Source organism: Klebsiella sp. GL120222-02 (genome assembly GCF_003097195.1).
Taxonomy (GTDB): Bacteria; Pseudomonadota; Gammaproteobacteria; order Enterobacterales; family Enterobacteriaceae; genus Klebsiella; species Klebsiella variicola.
The window spans coordinates 1-17,751 of sequence record NZ_QEQO01000015.1 but is presented as its reverse complement, the minus strand read 5'-3'; the positions used below and the strand labels follow the sequence as shown (position 1 = coordinate 17,751).

Below are 17,751 nucleotides of genomic sequence, written 5' to 3'. Positions count from 1 at the left end.
ATGAACCGGCCCTCGCGCAGCGCGGAGAGGCAGGGCGAAAATGAGGAAGAAAACGTTCGCCCTGGTCAGCGTCCGCTGCTGACCCGGGCAGAATAGAAAAACGGCGGCAATCGGGCGACTCCCCATTTTTCATCTCTCGTGCAGGCACGCAAAATAATCAGCGGCTTGCAACATACTTCATCATGATTGCGAGGCGCGTCCCAGCCAGCTGTCCCAGTCTTTCCATACCGGCTGCAGGCCACGGGCGGCTAGCGCGCTGGCGACCTCTTCAGGGCGGCGATCGTCATGTGGGGCAAATTGCTCGAGCTCCGGATGATCGTCGGCGTAGCCGCCGGGCTGCGTTTTAGAGAAGGCGCTGACGTTATTGATCGCCAGCGGGATCACCCGGTCGCGGAACCAGGGTGATTCACGGGTTGAAAGCGACAGCTCAACCTCCGGCGCCAGCAGGCGGAAGGCGCAAATGGTCTGCACCAGCTGGCGCTCATCCATCAGCGAAGCTGGTTCAATACCGCCGGCGCAGGGACGCAGGCGCGGGAAGGAGACCGAGTAGCGGCTGCGCCAGTAGCGCTGTTGCAGCCACAGCAGGTGCTCGGCGACCATAAAGCAGTCCACCCGCCAGCTGTCGGAAAGACCAATCAACGCGCCGAGGCCGATCTTATCGATCCCCGCCTCGCCCAGGCGATCCGGTGTATCCAGCCGCCAGAAGAAATCCTGTTTTTTCCCTTTCAGATGGTGCTGGGCATACATGCTTTCATGGTAGGTCTCCTGATAGACCATTACCCCGTCGAGCCCCAGCGTTTTCAGCTCGGCATACTCTTCGGTCGCCAGCGGCTGCACCTCCATATGCAGCGAGGCAAACTGGCTGCGGATAGCCGGCAGGTGCTGGCGGAAATAATCCATTCCCACCTTGCCCTGATGCTCGCCGGTCACCAGCAGCAGATGCTCAAAGCCCAGGTCGCGGATCGCGGCGCACTCGCGGGCAATCTCGGCGGCATCCAGCGTCTTGCGCTTAATGCGATTGCTCATTGAGAAGCCGCAGTAGGTGCAGTCATTGGCGCACAGGTTGGAGAGATACAGTGGTACGTAAAAGCTGACGGTATTGCCGAAGCGTTGCCGGGTGAGCCGCTGCGCGCGCTGGGCCAGCGGTTCAAGATAGTTGGCCGCCGCCGGTGAAAGCAGGGCCATCATGTCGTCACGGGTGAGCTGTTTGGCCGCCAGCGCCCGTTCGACGTCGGCGGCGGTTTTGCTGTTGATGCGCAGGCGGATGTCGTCCCACTCCAGCTCCCGCCAGCGATCGCTGAAGGTTTTCATGCCAGCGCCTCCAGGAATCCGGTCAGCGGGCTGGTGGCCTGCGCCTGCGTACTGCGTGCCCCCGGTCCGGCCTGACGCGCCAGTAATCCGGCATCGACTGCCATACGGAAGGCGCGGGCCATGGTCACGGGGTCGTCGGCGACGGCAATGGCGGTATTGACCAGCACCGCATCTGCGCCCATCTCCAGCGCCTGCGCCGCATGGCTCGGCACGCCGATCCCGGCATCAACCACCACCGGTACCGTCGCCTGTTCGATAATAATCTCCAGCATAGCCCTGGTTTCCAGCCCCTGATTGGAGCCGATCGGCGCACCCAGCGGCATCACCGCCGCGCAGCCAGCCTCTTCCAGCCGTTTACACAGCACCGGATCGGCGCCACAGTAGGGCAGGACGACGAACCCTTCGCGCACCAGCAGCTCCGCCGCCTTCAGGGTTTCAATCGGGTCAGGCAGCAGCCAGCGGGCATCCGGGTGGATCTCCAGCTTCAGCCAGTGGGTGCCCAGGGCTTCCCGCGCCAGGCGGGCGGCAAACACCGCCTCTTCCGCCGTCTTGGCGCCTGAGGTATTCGGCAGCAGGTTAACGCCCGCCGCCAGCAGCGGCGCGAGAATCGCGTCATTGTTCTGGCGTAAATCGACGCGCTTCATCGCCAGCGTCACCAGCTGGCTTCCCGAGGCGCGAATCGCCTCAACCATCACCTCCGGGGCGGCGAATTTGCCGGTACCGGTAAAAAGATGGGATTCAAACGTTTTGTCTGCAATACGTAACATGTCAGCCTCCAGCGATAACCTGAAAAAGCAGGATCCGATCGCCTTCCTGTAAGAGATGATCTTCCCACCGGTCGCGCGGCAGGATGTGTTGATTAAGCGCCAGCGCAACGCCCGGCTGCAGCTGTTCGAGCTGGGTCAGCAGGGCGCTGACGCTGAGATTGTCGGCACATGCCAGCGGCTCGTCGTTAAACCAAATCTGCATGCCGCCCTCCGCACACCGGGCAATTCCGGGAGCGCTGTAGCGCCAGATTACGCCAGTTGCTGGTGCGGGCGTCGAACAGCCGCAGGGTATTACGCGGCGTCGTCATGCCGCTGAGTAGCTTAATCGCCTCCAGCGCCTGCAGCGTGCCCATCATGCCGACGACCGGGCCGACGATCCCCGCGGTGCGGCAGTTGCGCTGCGGTTCGTCGCTATCCGGCCACAGGCAGCGATAGCAGCCCTGCGCCCAGGGGGGAGTGAGCACCATCAACTGACCGCCGAAGCCGACGGCGCTGGCGGTCACTAACGGGGTGTTGAGGGCCACACAGGCGGCGTTGATTGCCTGGCGGGTCACCATGTTATCGGTGCAGTCCAGCACCACGTCCGCTTTCGCCACCTCAGCGCGCAGCGCCTCGCCGCTCAGACGTTGCTGGAGCGCAACCAGTTTGATCTGCGGGTTTAGCTGACTGAGCCGGGTCTTTGCCGCCGCGGCTTTTGGCCGGTCGATATCCTCGCTGGTGAACAGGATCTGCCGCTGCAGGTTGCTGAGATGCACGGCGTCGTCATCGGCCAGGGTCAGCGTCCCGACGCCCGCTCCGGCAAGATAGAGCGCCGCCGGGGAGCCCAGCCCGCCAAGGCCGATAATCAGCACCCGGCTGGCTAACAGTTTCTGCTGACCCTCGATGGCAATATCCTCCAGCAGCAGCTGGCGGCTATAGCGCATAAAGTCGTGATCATTCATCGCCCGCTCCCGCCAGCGCCAGCAGCTGGTCTGTCGCTGCCCGCCAGTCCGCCGCCTGGGTAATAGCGCTGACCACCGCGATGCTGCCGACGCCGGTCGCCAGTACGCCCGGCGCTTTTTCCAGACTGATGCCGCCGATCGCGACGGTGGGGTAATCCGCCAGGCGTTGAATATGTCTGGCTAGCTGGTCGAGGCCCTGCGGCGCGGAAGGCATCTGTTTGGTTTGCGTCGGGAAGACATGGCCCAGCGCGATGTAAGAGGGGCGCGCCGCCAGCGCGACATCAATTTCCATATCGTCGTGAGTGGAGACGCCGAGACGCAGTCCGGCTTTGCGGATAGCGCTCAGATCGGTGGTTTCCAGATCTTCTTGCCCCAGGTGTACCCCGTAGGCCTGATGCTTAATCGCCAGCTGCCAGTAATCGTTAATGAACAACCGGGCGTGATAGCGGCGGCCAAGGGCGATGGCGGCGATCACGTCATTCTCCACGTCGCTGTCACGTTGGTCTTTGATGCGCAGTTGAAGAGTACGCACTCCCGCCTCCAGCAGGCGCTCAATCCACGCCACGCTGTCAACCACCGGGTAGAGTCCAAGACGAAATGGGACGGGTGGAAAATCAGGTTGATACATCAGGCTTCCTCCTGTTTCAGGTAGATTTCGCCGCCACGGGCGCGGAAGTGATGCGACATATCGGCCATGCCAGCTTCGATATTTTGCTTCGCGGCGTAGTCGCGGACTTCCTGGGTGATTTTCATCGAACAGAATTTCGGCCCGCACATGGAGCAGAAATGGGCGACCTTGCCGGACTCCTGCGGCAGGGTTTCATCGTGATAGGCCCGCGCGGTGAAGGGGTCGAGCGCGAGGTTGAACTGGTCTTCCCAGCGGAATTCGAAACGCGCTTTGGACATCGCGTTGTCGCGGATCTGCGCCCCGGGGTGGCCTTTCGCGAGGTCGGCGGCGTGGGCGGCGATTTTGTAGGTAATCAGCCCCTGTTTTACATCCTCTTTGTTGGGCAGGCCGAGATGCTCTTTTGGCGTGACGTAGCACAGCATCGCGCAGCCAAACCAGCCGATCATCGCCGCGCCGATACCGGAAGTGAAATGGTCGTAGCCCGGCGCGATGTCGGTGGTGAGCGGGCCTAAGGTATAGAACGGCGCTTCGTGGCAATGCTCCAGCTCTTCGGTCATATTGCGGCGGATCATCTGCATCGGCACGTGGCCGGGGCCTTCAATCATCACCTGTACGTCATACTCCCAGGCGATTTTCGTCAGTTCGCCTAGGGTGCGCAGCTCGGAAAACTGCGCCTCGTCGTTGGCGTCCTGAATGGAGCCGGGGCGCAGGCCATCGCCGAGGGACAGCGAAACGTCATAGGCGGCGCAGATTTCGCAGATTTCGCGGAAGTGCTGGTAGAGGAAGTTTTCCTGATGGTGCGACAGGCACCACTTGGCCATGATGGAACCACCGCGCGATACGATACCTGTCAGGCGCTTCGCGGTCATCGGCACGTAGCGCAGCAGTACGCCGGCGTGAATCGTGAAGTAGTCGACGCCCTGTTCGGCCTGTTCCAGCAGGGTATCGCGGAAGGCTTCCCAGGTCAGGTTCTCGGCAATGCCGTTGACCTTCTCCAGCGCCTGGTAAATCGGGACGGTACCAATCGGCACCGGGCTGTTGCGCAGGATCCACTCGCGGGTTTCGTGGATATAGCGGCCGGTGGAGAGGTCCATCACCGTGTCGGCGCCCCAGCGGGTTGACCAGACCAGTTTTTCCACCTCCTCTTCGATGGAAGAGGTCACCGCCGAGTTGCCGATATTGGCATTCACTTTCACCAGGAAATTGCGGCCGATAATCATCGGCTCAGATTCCGGGTGGTTGATGTTGGCGGGGATGATGGCGCGTCCGGCGGCAACTTCATCGCGGACGAACTCGGGGGTAATGTTTTCCGGCAGGCGGGCACCGAAGCCTTCCCCGGCATGCTGCTGGCGCAGAACCTCGCTGCGGATACGTTCGCGACCCATGTTTTCGCGAATGGCGATGAACTCCATCTCCGGGGTGACGATCCCCTGGCGGGCGTAGTGCAGTTGGGTAACGCATTTCCCGGCGACGGCGCGTTTGGGCGTCAGCAGGCCGCTGAAGCGCAGCTCATCGAGACCGTCATCGGCCAGCCGCGCTTTGGTATAGGCCGAGCTGCGTTCGCTGAGCGGAGCGCAGTCGTTACGCGCGTCGATCCACGGCTGGCGCAGCTTTGCCAGCCCCTGGCGGACATCAATGCCAATATCCGGGTCGCCATAAGGGCCGGAGGTGTCATATACCGGGATCGGTTCATTGGCTTCGTACCGGGGGTTATCTTTATCGCCGCCGACGAGGGTCGGGCTGAGCTCAATTTCACGCATCGGGACGCGGATATCCGCTTGTGAGCCGTGAACGTAGATGCGGCGTGAATTGGGAAAAGCGGTACCTGCCAGCGTATCAATGAATCGCTGCGCGTGCTCGCGTTGTTCCCGACGGGTGAGTTTGGTAGTAGACATAGCGCATTCCAGTTAAAAAAGGAGATGGCTTGTCAGACGACGGATGGAGTAACAGATGCGACCGATCCAGAACGGACAGGTGCGACCAGCAGTTTACTCTTGTTCCCTTCGCAGGTATTAGCCTGATCAGGTTCCGCGGATCCCGAATTAACGGTCTCAGCCTTTTCCACTTTAGCCAGCGCATGGAAAATAGGCACTCCGACAAGATGACGTCCCCTCCGGAGAGGGGGAATGGAGGTAAACTACTCGTTAATTGCGCACAACTCAAGCGGTCGGCGCAATATTATCGCGCACGTCGTTGCTCAGGTTATGCGCGACGGCGAGGGCGATCAGTTTATCCTCCAGCGCGAAACGTGCTTCCAGCGACTCGCCGATATCCGACAGCGCCTGCTGAAATTCAAGGTAGTTATCGTGATCGATAGCGTTTTCGAGGCAGGTATCGTAGTAGTCCATCATCTGCTGGGTATTGGCTTCCAGCTGTGGATAAAGCCGGGTGGCGGCTAAAAGTGGGGTATCGCCTTCCATTTCGCCAATAATGCGTTCATAAATACTAAAATGACCGGATGAGAGGTAATCCACCAGACTTTGGCAAAAGTCATCCAGCGCCTTTTCGTTTAGCCGCATAAATGACTCTTTGCCCGGTTTCAGGCCAACCAGATTGTAGTAAGCCACGAGCAGATGCTTACGCACTTGTAGCCAGCGATCGACCAGTTCATTACTACCGCCAACGCGCTCCGTCAGATTTTCCAGCTGGTTTAGCATGATTGACTCCGCTAGTTTTGATTTAAATCTGCTCACCAAAATGTAAATATAATGTTAACAACATGCCAGTGAAGCAAAGGTAGTGCAATAGATATGGATCGTATTATTGAAAAATTAGATCGCGGCTGGTGGGTTGTCAGTCACGAACAAAAATTATGGTTGCCTGGTGGAGAATTACCACATGGCGAAGCGGTTAATTTCGATCTTGTCGGACAGCATGCGCTGCATATTGGCGAGTGGCAGGGCGAGTCCGTCTGGATGGTGCGCCAGGATCGCCGCCATGACATGGGATCGTTACGCCAGGTTCTGGATCAGGATCCGGGTCTCTTCCAGCTGGCGGGGCGAGGGATCCAGCTCGCCGAATTTTATCGATCGCATAAATTTTGCGGCTACTGTGGCCATCCGATGCATGCCAGCAAAAGCGAATGGGCGATGCTGTGCAGCCACTGCCGTGAACGCTATTACCCGCAAATTGCCCCCTGCATTATCGTCGCTATCCGTCGCGATGATTCGATCCTGTTGGCGCAACATACCCGCCATCGTAACGGCGTGCACACCGTGCTGGCCGGGTTTGTCGAAGTGGGTGAAACCCTTGAGCAGGCAGTGGCCCGCGAGGTGATGGAGGAGAGCGGTATCAAGGTGAAAAACCTGCGCTATGTGACCTCTCAGCCGTGGCCGTTCCCGCAGTCGCTGATGACCGCTTTTATGGCGGATTACGCGGATGGCGATATCGTGGTCGACAAAAAAGAGCTGCTGACCGCGGACTGGTACCGCTATGACAATCTGCCGCTCCTGCCACCGCCGGGCACGGTGGCGCGTCGGCTTATCGAAGATACGGTGGCGATGTGTCGGGCAGAGTTCGAGTGACATGTTACACTGGGCGCATCAACGCTAAAGGAATGTAAAAATGACCGAACTGAAAAACGATCGTTACCTGCGCGCGCTGCTGCGTCAGCCGGTTGATGTCACCCCGGTGTGGATGATGCGCCAGGCGGGCCGCTATTTACCGGAGTACAAAGCCACCCGTGCGCAAGCGGGCGACTTTATGTCGCTGTGTAAAAATGCCGAGCTGGCCTGCGAAGTGACGCTCCAGCCGCTGCGCCGTTACCCGCTGGATGCGGCGATCCTCTTTTCGGACATCCTGACGATCCCGGACGCCATGGGTCTGGGGCTGTACTTTGAAGCTGGCGAAGGTCCGCGCTTCACCTCGCCGATAAAAAGCAAAGCCGACGTCGACAAGCTGCCAATCCCGGATCCGGAGCAGGAACTGGGCTATGTCATGAACGCCGTGCGTACCATTCGCCGCGAACTGAAAGGCGAAGTGCCGCTGATCGGCTTCTCCGGTAGCCCCTGGACGCTGGCGACCTACATGGTGGAAGGCGGCAGCAGCAAAGCGTTCACTGTGATCAAAAAGATGATGTACGCCGAACCGCAGGCGCTGCATGCGCTGCTGGAGAAGCTGGCGAAGAGCGTCACCCTGTACCTCAACGCGCAGATCAAAGCCGGCGCGCAGTCGGTGATGATTTTCGACACCTGGGGCGGGGTGCTGACCGGTCGCGACTATCAGCAGTTCTCGCTCTACTACATGCATAAAATTGTCGATGGCCTGCTGCGGGAGAATGAAGGCCGCCGCGTGCCGGTGACCCTGTTCACCAAAGGCGGTGGCCAGTGGCTGGAAGCGATGGCGGAGACCGGCTGTGATGCGCTGGGACTCGACTGGACCACCGATATCGCCGATGCTCGCCGTCGCGTAGGTCACAAAGTGGCGCTCCAGGGCAATATGGACCCGTCGATGCTGTATGCTCCCGCCCCGCGTATTGAAGAGGAAGTGGCGACTATTCTCGCCGGCTTCGGCCAGGGCGAAGGCCATGTCTTTAACCTTGGTCACGGCATCCATCAGGATGTCGACCCGCAGCATGCGGGCGTCTTTGTTGAGGCGGTGCATCGTCTTTCCACACCCTATCATCAATAGGAGATAAGCCGTATGGATTTAGCCGCGCTACGTACCCAACAACAACAGTTAGCCGCGTCGGTCGAGCGAGCGGATCGACTGGATCGCGACCCGCCGGCGTTGATCGGCGGCGCGGATGTCGGGTTTGAGCAGGAAGGGGAAGTGACCCGGGCTGCGATGGTGCTGCTGACCTGGCCTGAGCTTGAGCTGGTGGAGTATCAGGTGGCGCGCGTCGCCACCACCATGCCCTATATTCCCGGCTTTCTCTCGTTTCGCGAAACACCTGCGCTGCTGGCGGCGTGGGAGCAGCTTTCGCAAAAACCGGACCTGCTCTTCGTCGACGGCCACGGTATCTCCCATCCCCGGCGGCTCGGCGTCGCCAGCCATTTTGGTCTGATGATTGACGTGCCGACCATCGGGGTGGCGAAAAAACGGCTGTGCGGAAAAATCGGCGAACTGGGTGATGAGCCCGGCGCACTGGCCCCGCTGATGGATAAAAATGAGCAACTGGCCTGGGTCTGGCGCAGCAAAGTGCGCTGCAACCCGCTGTTTATTAGCACCGGTCACCGGGTGGGCATGGACAGCGCCTTAATGTGGGTTGAACGCTGCATGCGAGGCTATCGTCTCCCCGAGCCGACGCGCTGGGCCGATGCGGTGGCGTCCCGTCGTCCGTCGTTTGTGCGTTGGCAAGCAAATCACGGCTGATTCAGGTACACTGCGCCTAATTTCTGACTTCGAGAATTCATCATGTTACAAAACCCGATTCACCTGCGCCTGGAGAAGCTGGAAAGCTGGCAGCATGTCACTTTTATGGCCTGCCTGTGCGAGCGTATGTACCCTAACTACGCCATGTTCTGCAAGCAAACCGAGTTCGGCGACGGCCAGCTGTACCGTCGTATCCTGGACCTGATCTGGGAAACGCTGACGGTTAAAGATGCGAAGGTGAATTTCGACAGTCAGCTGGAGAAACTGGAAGAGGCCATCCCGGCGGCAGATGATTTCGACCTGTACGGTGTTTATCCGGCTATAGACGCCTGCGTGGCGTTGAGCGAACTGATCCATTCGCGTCTGAGCGGTGAAACACTTGAGCACGCGATTGAGGTGAGCAAGACATCCATCACCAGCGTGGCGATGCTGGAAATGACCCAGGCCGGTCGCGAAATGACCGATGAAGAGCTGAAAGCGAACCCGGCGGTAGAGCAGGAATGGGATATTCAGTGGGAAATTTTCCGCCTGCTGGCCGACTGCGAAGAGCGTGACCTTGAGCTGATAAAAGGTCTGCGCGCGGACCTGCGTGAGGCCGGTGAGAGCAATATTGGTATAAATTTTCAGCAGTGAGACCAGAAAACGTGATTTACCGCCTGAATTGTAGCGTCTGAAGGCTTCCATTCCGCCCCCCGTCTGGTCTACATTTGGAGGGCGAAAAAAAGTGGCTATCGGTGCGTGTATGCAGGAGGGTGCTTTTTTGGCATTTCCGTCGCACTCGATGCTTAGCAAGCGATAAACACATTGTAAGGATAACTTATGAACAAGACTCAACTGATTGATGTAATTGCGGACAAAGCTGACCTGTCCAAAGCACAGGCTAAAGCTGCCCTGGAATCTACCCTGGCTGCAATTACTGAGTCTCTGAAAGAAGGTGATGCTGTTCAACTGGTTGGTTTCGGTACCTTCAAAGTGAACCACCGCGCTGAGCGTACTGGCCGCAACCCGCAGACCGGTAAAGAGATCAAAATCGCTGCAGCTAACGTGCCGGCATTTGTTTCTGGCAAAGCACTGAAAGACGCAGTTAAGTAAGACCGCGTGGCAGTGAACAGTTTTATCGAAGGGGCTATTAAGCCCCTTTTGTCTGTCTGGTGCCGGCCTCTGGCGCTGGCGGGCATCCTGTTGCTGACTGCCTGCAGCCACGACGCCTCGCTTCCACCGTTTACCGCCAGCGGTTATGCGGATAATCAGGGGGCGATGCGTATCTGGCGTAAAGATTCAGGTGATGAAGTCCATCTTCTCGCCGCTTTCAGCCCGTGGCGTCACGGGGATACCTCGACCAGTGAATATCGCTGGCAGGGCGATCAATTGACGTTTATCGAACTCAATGTCTACGGTAAGCCGCCGGAACATATTCGCGCCCGCTTCGACGCGCAGGGCGATCTCAGCTTTATGCAGCGGGAAGTCGACGGGCAGAAGCAACAGCTCTCCAGCGACCAGGTCGCACTGTATCGTTATCGCGCCGAGCAGATCCGCCAGACCAGCGATGCTCTCCGGCAGGGACGCGTCGTCCTGCGTCAGGGGCGCTGGAACGCTGCCGCGCATACCGTGTTGACCTGTGAAGGTCAGACGGTTAAGCCTGACCTCGATAGCCGGGCCCTGGCGCATATTGAACGTCGCCAGAGTCATTCCTCCGCCGCGGTGAGCATCGCCTGGCTGGAGGCGTCTGAAGGCTCTCAACTATTGCTGGTCGCCAATGAAAACTTCTGCACCTGGCAGCCGACAGAAAAAAGCTTCTAACGATTACCAGTGGTTCATGCCCCTATGACCACCGCCGTTACCGCGGCAGCCGTTGTATCCCATTCCTGCGCCACGGGGAACGCCCGCCTCAGCCAGGGCGACATCAAACTTCACCCGCTGCTGATCCAGCTTCTGGCGTAAGCCTTCCATCTCCTGAGCGACAGCTTCAATCTTTCCACTGTCCGGCTTTTGCGTCGTGAGCAGCGCATTGTACTCATAGCGTTTGGACTGCAGCTGCTGGCGCAGGGCGCTGGTTTGCGCAGCGTAATCGTTATGCAGCTTTTGCGCGGTAGCCTGCTGCTCCTGGGTCAGCTGGCTGTAACCCTGATTGCCCATCCCGGTGTTATTGCCCCAGTGATGGTTGGCCCAGGCCGCGTTGCTGCCAAAGGTCAGTACGGCAAGGGTGACGAGGGTGAGAGGTAAGTTACGGTTCCGTTTCATGGCATTATCTCCTGTGTGGTTTCTCTCGTTATTGCATCTTCCATGCCAGCCTGAAAAAGCCCGCCCGTACGGGCCTGCCGGAGGAGCCGATGGGGAAGGTGAGTAAAAATGACCCGTTCCTGGCGGGTCTGGTGGGTCATTTTTACTCGCTAAACCGCAGGCGATATGTTTGAGAACAGGATTGACGGCGTGGGAAAATGGCATGATTTCTGCTGAAGGATCCTGCAGAAAGCGAAAAAGAGATGACAAGGACTCACCGATGAAGATCAAACCTTTCTCCCGGCACGCCACTGCGGACGCCCTGAGCTGGCTGCTGACCGGCGCAATGGTGCTGTTGGTCATGCTGTTCTCCGTAATGATCGTCCGCGACTACGGTCGTGAGACGACCGCCGCCCGACAAACCATTGAGGAGAAGGGGAGCGTGCTGATCCGCGCGCTGGAGTCTGGCACGCGCGTCGGGATGGGGATGCGTATGCATCATGCGCAGCTGCAGGCCCTGCTGGAAGAGATGGCCTGGCAGCCTGGAGTGCTGTGGTTCGCGGTGACCGATGAAAACGGTAAAATCATCGCCCATAGCGATCCGCAACAGGTGGATAACGCGCTGTACAGTCCGGCGCAGATGCGCGAACTCCACGTGAGCGAACAGGCCCGCTGGCGCCGGCTTAACGAACCGCAGCCGGCACTGGAGATCTATCGCCAGTTCCGCCCGCTCAATCCTGCTCGCGGCCATCATATGGGGATGATGAATCGCGGCAACAGCGCGCTGGCTCAGCCCACTGTCCCGCAGGTGATTTTTATCGCATTTGATAGCCGCGAGCTGGATGCGGCGCAGGCCCGCGGCCAGCGTAACATGATGATCATGCTGGGCGCCGCGGCGCTGGTCATCGCGGCGACGATCCTCGCTCAGTTCTGGTTCCGCCGCTATCGTCGCTCACGCCAGCAACTGCTGGAGGCGATGGCCCGCAAAGAAAAGCTGGTGGCGCTTGGCCATCTGGCGGCGGGTGTCGCGCATGAGATCCGCAATCCGCTCTCTTCGATTAAAGGGCTGGCGAAGTATTTTGCCGAACGCACTCCCCCAGGCGGCGAAGCGCAGCAATTAGCCCAGGTGATGGCGAAAGAAGCCGACCGCCTGAACCGGGTGGTCAGCGAGCTGCTGGAGCTGGTCCGGCCCGCGCATTTAAATTACCAGCCGGTGGATATCAACGCGCTTATCCGGCACTCATTGCAGCTGGTAAGCCAGGATGCGCAGAGTCGCGGGATCGCACTGCAATTTACTCCGCGCCCTGAGTTAACCACGATCAACGCCGATGCTGACCGCCTGAACCAGGTGCTGTTGAACCTGTACCTGAACGCGATGCAGGCGATTGGCCGTGATGGCGTCATTCACGTATCGGCAAGCGAAGCCGATCGTCAGCGGGTGAAAATCGTCGTCACGGATAGCGGTAAGGGGATGAGCGATGAAGAGCTGCAGGCCATCTTCACACCGTATTTCACCACCAAGGCGGACGGCACGGGGCTGGGGCTGGCGGTGGTACAGAATATTATCGAACAACATGGCGGGACAATCCGCGCCGAAAGCCAGCCGGGGGCCGGAGCGATATTTACGCTTTGGCTACCGGTGGAGGCTCAACGGAGGGAAGATGAGCAGCGATAAAGTACAGATTCTGGTTGTCGATGATGACGTCAGCCACTGCACAATTCTGCAGGCGCTGCTGCGCGGCTGGGGCTATCAGGTGGCGTTAGCTCACAACGGCCTGCAGGCGCTGGAGCAGATCCATCAGCAGGTCTTCGACCTGGTGCTGTGCGATATCCGTATGGCGGAGATGGACGGTATCGCGACGCTAAAAGAGATTAAGGCCTATAACCCGGCGATACCGGTGCTGATCATGACGGCGTTTTCCAGCGTCGGTACGGCGGTGGAGGCCATTAAGTCCGGGGCGCTGGATTATCTGGTCAAACCGCTGGATTTTGACACCCTGCAGCAGACGCTGGTTCAGGCGCTGGCGCACACGCAACAGAGCAAGATCGATCCCAGCGTTGCGACGGATTCACGGTGGGGCATGATTGGCGAAAGCCCGGCGATGCAGGCGCTTATCAACAATATTACGCTGGTGGCGCCCTCGGATGCGACGGTGCTGATCTGCGGCGAATCGGGAACCGGTAAAGAACTGGTGGCGCGCGCCATTCACGCCTGCAGCGAACGCCGCGAGAAGCCGCTGGTGACGCTAAACTGCGCGGCGCTGAATGAGTCGCTGCTGGAGTCCGAGCTGTTCGGTCATGAAAAAGGGGCGTTTACCGGGGCGGATCGGCGGCGGGAAGGGCGTTTTGTCGAGGCGGATGGCGGCACGCTGTTCCTTGATGAAATTGGTGATATCTCACCGCTGATGCAGGTGCGTCTGCTGCGGGCGATTCAGGAACGCGAGGTGCAGCGCGTTGGCAGTAACCAGACGCTTGCCGTTGATGTGCGGCTGATTGCCGCTACCCATCGTAATCTGGCGGAGGAGGTGAGCGCCGGGCGCTTTCGCCAGGATCTCTATTATCGCCTGAACGTCGTGACCATTGATATGCCGCCGCTGCGTCAGCGCCGGGAAGACATTCCTCTACTGGCGCAACACTTTCTTAAGCGCTATGCCGAACGCAATCGCAAAACGGTGCAGGGGTTTACGCCGCAGGCGATGGATCTGCTGATCCACTACCCCTGGCCGGGTAATATCCGTGAACTGGAAAACGCGGTGGAGCGGGCGGTGGTGCTGCTGACCGGAAACTATATCTCCGAACGAGAACTGCCGCTGGCGATAGCGGGCACGCCGTTGCCGTCGGGTGGTAGCGAGAACGCGCTGATTCAGCCGTTAGTGGAAGTTGAAAAAGAGGTGATTCTGGCGGCGCTGGAAAAAACGGGCGGCAACAAAACTGAAGCCGCCCGTCAGTTAGGCATTACGCGGAAAACGCTGCTGGCAAAACTTAGCCGTTAGCTTTTTCACGTTCGATGGCGCGCCAGCCGATATCGTTACGGCTAAAGCTGCCGTCCCAGCGAATATCGGTCAGCAGTTGATAGGCGCGCTGCTGCGCCTGCGCCACGGTTTCACCCAGCGCGGTCACGCACAGCACGCGCCCGCCGTTGGTGACGACGCGCTGGTCGTCTGCCAGTTTGGTGCCGGCATGGAAGACTTTACCATCTGCCGCTTCCTGCTGCGGCAGGCCGAAGATCTCATCACCCGTGTTGTAATTGCCCGGATAGCCGCCGGCGGCAACCACCACACCCAGCGACGCGCGGTCATCCCACTCGGAGGTTTTCTCGTCCAGTTTGCCCGCGCAGGCGGCGAGGCACAGATCTACCAGGTCGGACTTCATGCGCAGCATGATCGGCTGGGTTTCCGGATCGCCAAAGCGGCAGTTGAACTCAATTACCTTCGGGTTACCCTGTTTGTCGATCATCAGACCGGCATACAGAAAACCGGTATAGGTATTGCCTTCAGCGGCCATGCCTTTCACGGTGGGCCAGATAATCCGCTCCATGGTGCGCTGATGGACTTCATCAGTCACGACCGGCGCCGGAGAATAAGCGCCCATCCCACCGGTGTTCGGGCCGGTATCGCCGTTGCCGACGCGCTTGTGATCCTGGCTGGTGGCCATCGGCAGGACGTGCTCGCCGTCGACCATGACAATAAAGCTGGCTTCTTCGCCATCGAGGAACTCTTCAATCACGATGCGGTGGCCAGCATCGCCAAAGGCGTTGCCGGCCAGCATATCTTTGACCGCCGCCTCAGCTTCCTCAAGGGTCATCGCCACGATAACGCCTTTACCCGCTGCCAGACCGTCGGCTTTGATGACGATCGGCGCGCCTTTCTCCCGCAGATAAGCCAGCGCAGGCTCGACCTCGGTGAAGTTCTGGTATTCCGCCGTCGGGATATGATGACGAGCGAGGAAATCTTTGGTGAAGGCTTTTGAGCCTTCCAGCTGCGCGGCGCCTTCGGTTGGCCCGAAGATGGTCAGCCCTGCGGCACGGAATGCGTCCACTACGCCAATGACCAGCGGCGCTTCCGGGCCCACGATGGTCAGATCGATGTTCTCATCCTGCGCGAAGCGAAGCAGCGCCGGAATATCGGTAACGCCGATGGCGACGTTTTGCAGCGACGGCTCCAGCGCAGTACCTGCGTTGCCCGGCGCGACGTAGACGGTATCAACCAGCGGCGACTGGGCCGCTTTCCAGGCCAGCGCGTGCTCACGCCCGCCGTTGCCGATTACTAATACTTTCATCTGTAGCTCCGTGAATTAATGGCGGAAGTGGCGCATGTCGGTGAAGATCATGGCGATACCATGTTCGTCAGCGGCAGCAATCACTTCGTCGTCGCGGATAGAGCCGCCCGGCTGGATCACACAGGTGATGCCCACTGCGGCTGCGGCATCAATGCCGTCGCGGAACGGGAAGAAGGCGTCAGAGGCCATGGCGGAACCTTTCACTTCCAGACCTTCGTCACCGGCTTTAATCCCGGCAATTTTCGCTGAGTAGACGCGGCTCATCTGACCGGCGCCTATCCCGATGGTCATATTGTCTTTGGCATAGACGATGGCGTTGGATTTGACGAATTTCGCTACTTTCCAGCAGAACAGCGCATCGCGCAGTTCCTGCTCGCTTGGCTGACGTTTGCTGACTACGCGCAGTTCGCCCGCGGTGACCATGCCGAGATCGCGGTCCTGAACCAGCAGGCCGCCATTGACACGTTTGAAATCGAGGCCGGCAACGCGAGTATCCCACTGGCCACAGACCAGTACGCGGACGTTCTGTTTCGCGGCGGTGATCTTCAGCGCTTCTTCGCTGGCGGACGGCGCGATGATCACTTCGACGAACTGGCGAGAGATGATCGCCTGCGCGGTTTCTGCATCCAGCTCGCGGTTAAAGGCGATGATGCCGCCGAACGCGGAGGTTGGGTCAGTTTTATAGGCGCGATCGTAGGCGTCGAGAATCGAGTCGCTGACGGCAACGCCGCATGGGTTAGCGTGCTTAACGATCACGCAGGCTGGCTCATTGAACTCTTTCACGCACTCCAGCGCCGCATCGGTATCGGCAATGTTGTTATAGGAGAGCGCTTTGCCCTGCAGCTGAGTGGCGGTCGCCACGGAAGCTTCTTTGACATTCTCTTCTATATAGAAGGCAGCCTGCTGGTGGCTGTTTTCGCCGTAGCGCATATCCTGCTTCTTAATGAAGTTCAGATTCAGGGTGCGCGGGAAGCGGCCAGCGGCTTCTTTGCTTTCGCCGTGATAGGCCGGAACCATGCTGCCGAAGTAGTTAGCGATCATGCTGTCGTAAGCGGCGGTGTGTTCGAAGGCTTTAATGGCGAGATCGAAGCGGGTGTTCAGCGTCAGGGAGCCTTCGTTGGCGTCCATCTCATTAATGATGGCGTCATAGTCGCTGCTCTTCACTACGATAGCGACGTCTTTATGGTTCTTCGCTGCGGAGCGCACCATAGTCGGGCCGCCGATATCAATGTTTTCCACCGCGTCTTCCAGCGAGCATCCTTCACGAGCGACGGTCTGGGCAAATGGGTAAAGGTTAACGACCACCATATCGATAGGCGCAATACCGTGCTGCTGCATGATACCGTCATCCTGACCGCGACGACCGAGGATGCCGCCGTGTACTTTCGGATGCAGGGTCTTCACGCGTCCATCCATCATTTCCGGGAAACCGGTGTAGTCAGAGACTTCGGTAACCGGCAGGCCTTTATCTGCCAGCAGGCGGGCGGTGCCGCCGGTGGACAGCAGCTCGACACCACGAGCGGAAAGCGCCTGCGCGAATTCGACGATACCGGCCTTGTCAGAAACACTGAGCAGAGCGCGGCGGACTGGACGACGTTGTTGCATGGTATTAAATCCCCAGGATTTGAACATTACAGAGAGCGTTAGGTGAGTTTTTGCCTAAAAACTCACCTAACGCACCCAACCGGGCATCCGTGTCATAGCGCGGCATTGTAACGAAAACGTTTGCGCAACGCTCGCGAATTTTTATCTTTCTCTTTCAGCCACCGTTTCTTCTTTATATAGAAGCTGACCCACCGGGCTTTTGTCGCCCTTTCATCGCGCTTCTGTGGATAATTCTGTGTGTAAAAGGGTATAAAGCGGGGTTTTGCTGGGGAATGCAGCAGTCAGTCATTTTTCTGCCATTTTTCTATTGCAGGCGCTCGAGAACTCCCTATAATGCGCCTCCATCGACACGGCGGATGTGAATCACTTCACACAAACAGCCAGTTCGGTTGAAGAGAAAAATCCTGAAATTCAGGGTTGACTCTGAAAGAGGAAAGCGTAATATACGCCACCTCGCGACAGAGCGCTAAAGCGCGTCGCAACTGCTCTTTAACAATTTATCAGACAATCTGTGTGGGCACTCAAAGTGACATGGATTCTTAACGTCCTCGGACGAAAAATGAATACCAAGTCTCTGAGTGAACATACGTAATTCATTACGAAGTTTAATTCACGAGCATCAAACTTAAATTGAAGAGTTTGATCATGGCTCAGATTGAACGCTGGCGGCAGGCCTAACACATGCAAG

At 58.8% G+C, this 17,751-nt stretch carries 18 protein-coding genes and 1 riboswitch; of the genes, 8 read left to right on the top strand and 10 right to left on the bottom strand.

Annotation, left to right across the window (positions count from 1 at the left end; translation table 11 throughout):
- Positions 1-180: 180 nt before the first annotated feature.
- The 7 genes from thiH to N438_RS26930 form a co-directional block, all read right to left on the bottom strand.
- Positions 181-1,311 (bottom strand): 2-iminoacetate synthase ThiH, encoded by a 1,131-nt coding sequence (gene thiH / locus N438_RS26960; protein ID WP_063105978.1) that lies wholly within the window; start codon positions 1,309-1,311, stop codon positions 181-183.
- Positions 1,308-2,078, bottom strand: coding sequence for a thiazole synthase (gene thiG / locus N438_RS26955; RefSeq protein WP_016160090.1), 771 nt, complete (start codon positions 2,076-2,078; stop codon positions 1,308-1,310). The genes thiH and thiG overlap by 4 nt, the downstream gene beginning before the upstream one ends.
- Before the next feature lies 1 nt (position 2,079).
- On the bottom strand, positions 2,080-2,280 hold the full coding sequence (gene thiS, locus N438_RS26950; protein ID WP_008807998.1) for a sulfur carrier protein ThiS: 201 nt from the start codon (positions 2,278-2,280) through the stop codon (positions 2,080-2,082).
- Positions 2,264-3,019 carry a thiazole biosynthesis adenylyltransferase ThiF gene (gene thiF, locus N438_RS26945; protein WP_032732187.1) on the bottom strand — a complete coding sequence of 252 codons (756 nt, stop codon included), beginning with the start codon at positions 3,017-3,019 and terminating at the stop codon, positions 2,264-2,266. Before thiF ends, thiS begins: the two co-directional genes overlap by 17 nt.
- Complete coding sequence (gene thiE, locus N438_RS26940) at positions 3,012-3,647, bottom strand: thiamine phosphate synthase (RefSeq protein ID WP_008807996.1); 636 nt, start codon at positions 3,645-3,647, stop codon at positions 3,012-3,014. Before thiE ends, thiF begins: the two co-directional genes overlap by 8 nt.
- Positions 3,647-5,542 carry a phosphomethylpyrimidine synthase ThiC gene (gene thiC / locus N438_RS26935; RefSeq protein WP_012543209.1) on the bottom strand — a complete coding sequence of 632 codons (1,896 nt, stop codon included), beginning with the start codon at positions 5,540-5,542 and terminating at the stop codon, positions 3,647-3,649. The genes thiE and thiC overlap by 1 nt, the downstream gene beginning before the upstream one ends.
- Positions 5,543-5,628: 86 nt before the next feature.
- Positions 5,629-5,753, bottom strand: a riboswitch (TPP riboswitch).
- 53 nt (positions 5,754-5,806) lie between these two features.
- Positions 5,807-6,304 (bottom strand): Rsd/AlgQ family anti-sigma factor, encoded by a 498-nt coding sequence (locus N438_RS26930; RefSeq protein WP_002884324.1) that lies wholly within the window; start codon positions 6,302-6,304, stop codon positions 5,807-5,809.
- A 93-nt stretch (positions 6,305-6,397) separates the two neighbouring features.
- Here N438_RS26930 and nudC point away from each other — a divergent pair, with 93 nt between their 5' ends.
- The 6 genes from nudC (at position 6,398) to N438_RS26900 (ending at position 10,760) form a co-directional block, all read left to right on the top strand.
- Entirely contained in the window at positions 6,398-7,171 is a 774-nt protein-coding gene (gene nudC / locus N438_RS26925) for an NAD(+) diphosphatase (RefSeq protein ID WP_008807994.1), read from the top strand.
- Between the two features lie 40 nt (positions 7,172-7,211).
- On the top strand, positions 7,212-8,276 hold the full coding sequence (gene hemE, locus N438_RS26920) for a uroporphyrinogen decarboxylase (protein ID WP_008807993.1): 1,065 nt from the start codon (positions 7,212-7,214) through the stop codon (positions 8,274-8,276).
- A 12-nt stretch (positions 8,277-8,288) separates the two neighbouring features.
- A complete protein-coding gene (gene nfi / locus N438_RS26915; RefSeq protein WP_008807992.1) occupies positions 8,289-8,960 on the top strand; it encodes a deoxyribonuclease V in 672 nt (223 codons plus the stop codon).
- A 42-nt stretch (positions 8,961-9,002) separates the two neighbouring features.
- The gene (locus tag N438_RS26910) at positions 9,003-9,593 is read left to right on the top strand and encodes a YjaG family protein (RefSeq protein WP_012543208.1); all 591 of its coding nucleotides are present in this window, start codon (positions 9,003-9,005) and stop codon (positions 9,591-9,593) included.
- Between the two features lie 186 nt (positions 9,594-9,779).
- Complete coding sequence (hupA, locus tag N438_RS26905) at positions 9,780-10,052, top strand: nucleoid-associated protein HU-alpha (protein ID WP_002884342.1); 273 nt, start codon at positions 9,780-9,782, stop codon at positions 10,050-10,052.
- A 12-nt stretch (positions 10,053-10,064) separates the two neighbouring features.
- Positions 10,065-10,760 carry a DUF1481 domain-containing protein gene (locus N438_RS26900; protein ID WP_116696594.1) on the top strand — a complete coding sequence of 232 codons (696 nt, stop codon included), beginning with the start codon at positions 10,065-10,067 and terminating at the stop codon, positions 10,758-10,760.
- Between the two features lie 3 nt (positions 10,761-10,763).
- Here the strand turns inward: N438_RS26900 and zraP are convergent, their stop codons facing one another.
- The gene (gene zraP / locus N438_RS26895) at positions 10,764-11,201 is read right to left on the bottom strand and encodes a zinc resistance sensor/chaperone ZraP (RefSeq protein WP_012969175.1); all 438 of its coding nucleotides are present in this window, start codon (positions 11,199-11,201) and stop codon (positions 10,764-10,766) included.
- Positions 11,202-11,460: 259 nt separating this feature from the next.
- On the opposite strand from zraP, the gene zraS reads away from it, so the two are divergent.
- Both zraS and zraR read left to right on the top strand, forming a co-directional pair.
- The gene (gene zraS / locus N438_RS26890) at positions 11,461-12,855 is read left to right on the top strand and encodes a two-component system sensor histidine kinase ZraS (RefSeq protein WP_064166421.1); all 1,395 of its coding nucleotides are present in this window, start codon (positions 11,461-11,463) and stop codon (positions 12,853-12,855) included.
- Complete coding sequence (zraR, locus tag N438_RS26885) at positions 12,842-14,173, top strand: sigma-54-dependent response regulator transcription factor ZraR (protein WP_116696593.1); 1,332 nt, start codon at positions 12,842-12,844, stop codon at positions 14,171-14,173. Before zraS ends, zraR begins: the two co-directional genes overlap by 14 nt.
- On the opposite strand, the gene purD is transcribed toward zraR, so the two are convergent.
- Both purD and purH read right to left on the bottom strand, forming a co-directional pair.
- Positions 14,163-15,458 (bottom strand): phosphoribosylamine--glycine ligase, encoded by a 1,296-nt coding sequence (gene purD, locus N438_RS26880; protein WP_008807986.1) that lies wholly within the window; start codon positions 15,456-15,458, stop codon positions 14,163-14,165. The genes zraR and purD overlap by 11 nt on opposite strands.
- Positions 15,459-15,473: 15 nt before the next feature.
- Entirely contained in the window at positions 15,474-17,063 is a 1,590-nt protein-coding gene (purH, locus tag N438_RS26875) for a bifunctional phosphoribosylaminoimidazolecarboxamide formyltransferase/IMP cyclohydrolase (RefSeq protein ID WP_016160095.1), read from the bottom strand.
- Positions 17,064-17,751: the final 688 nt, after the last annotated feature.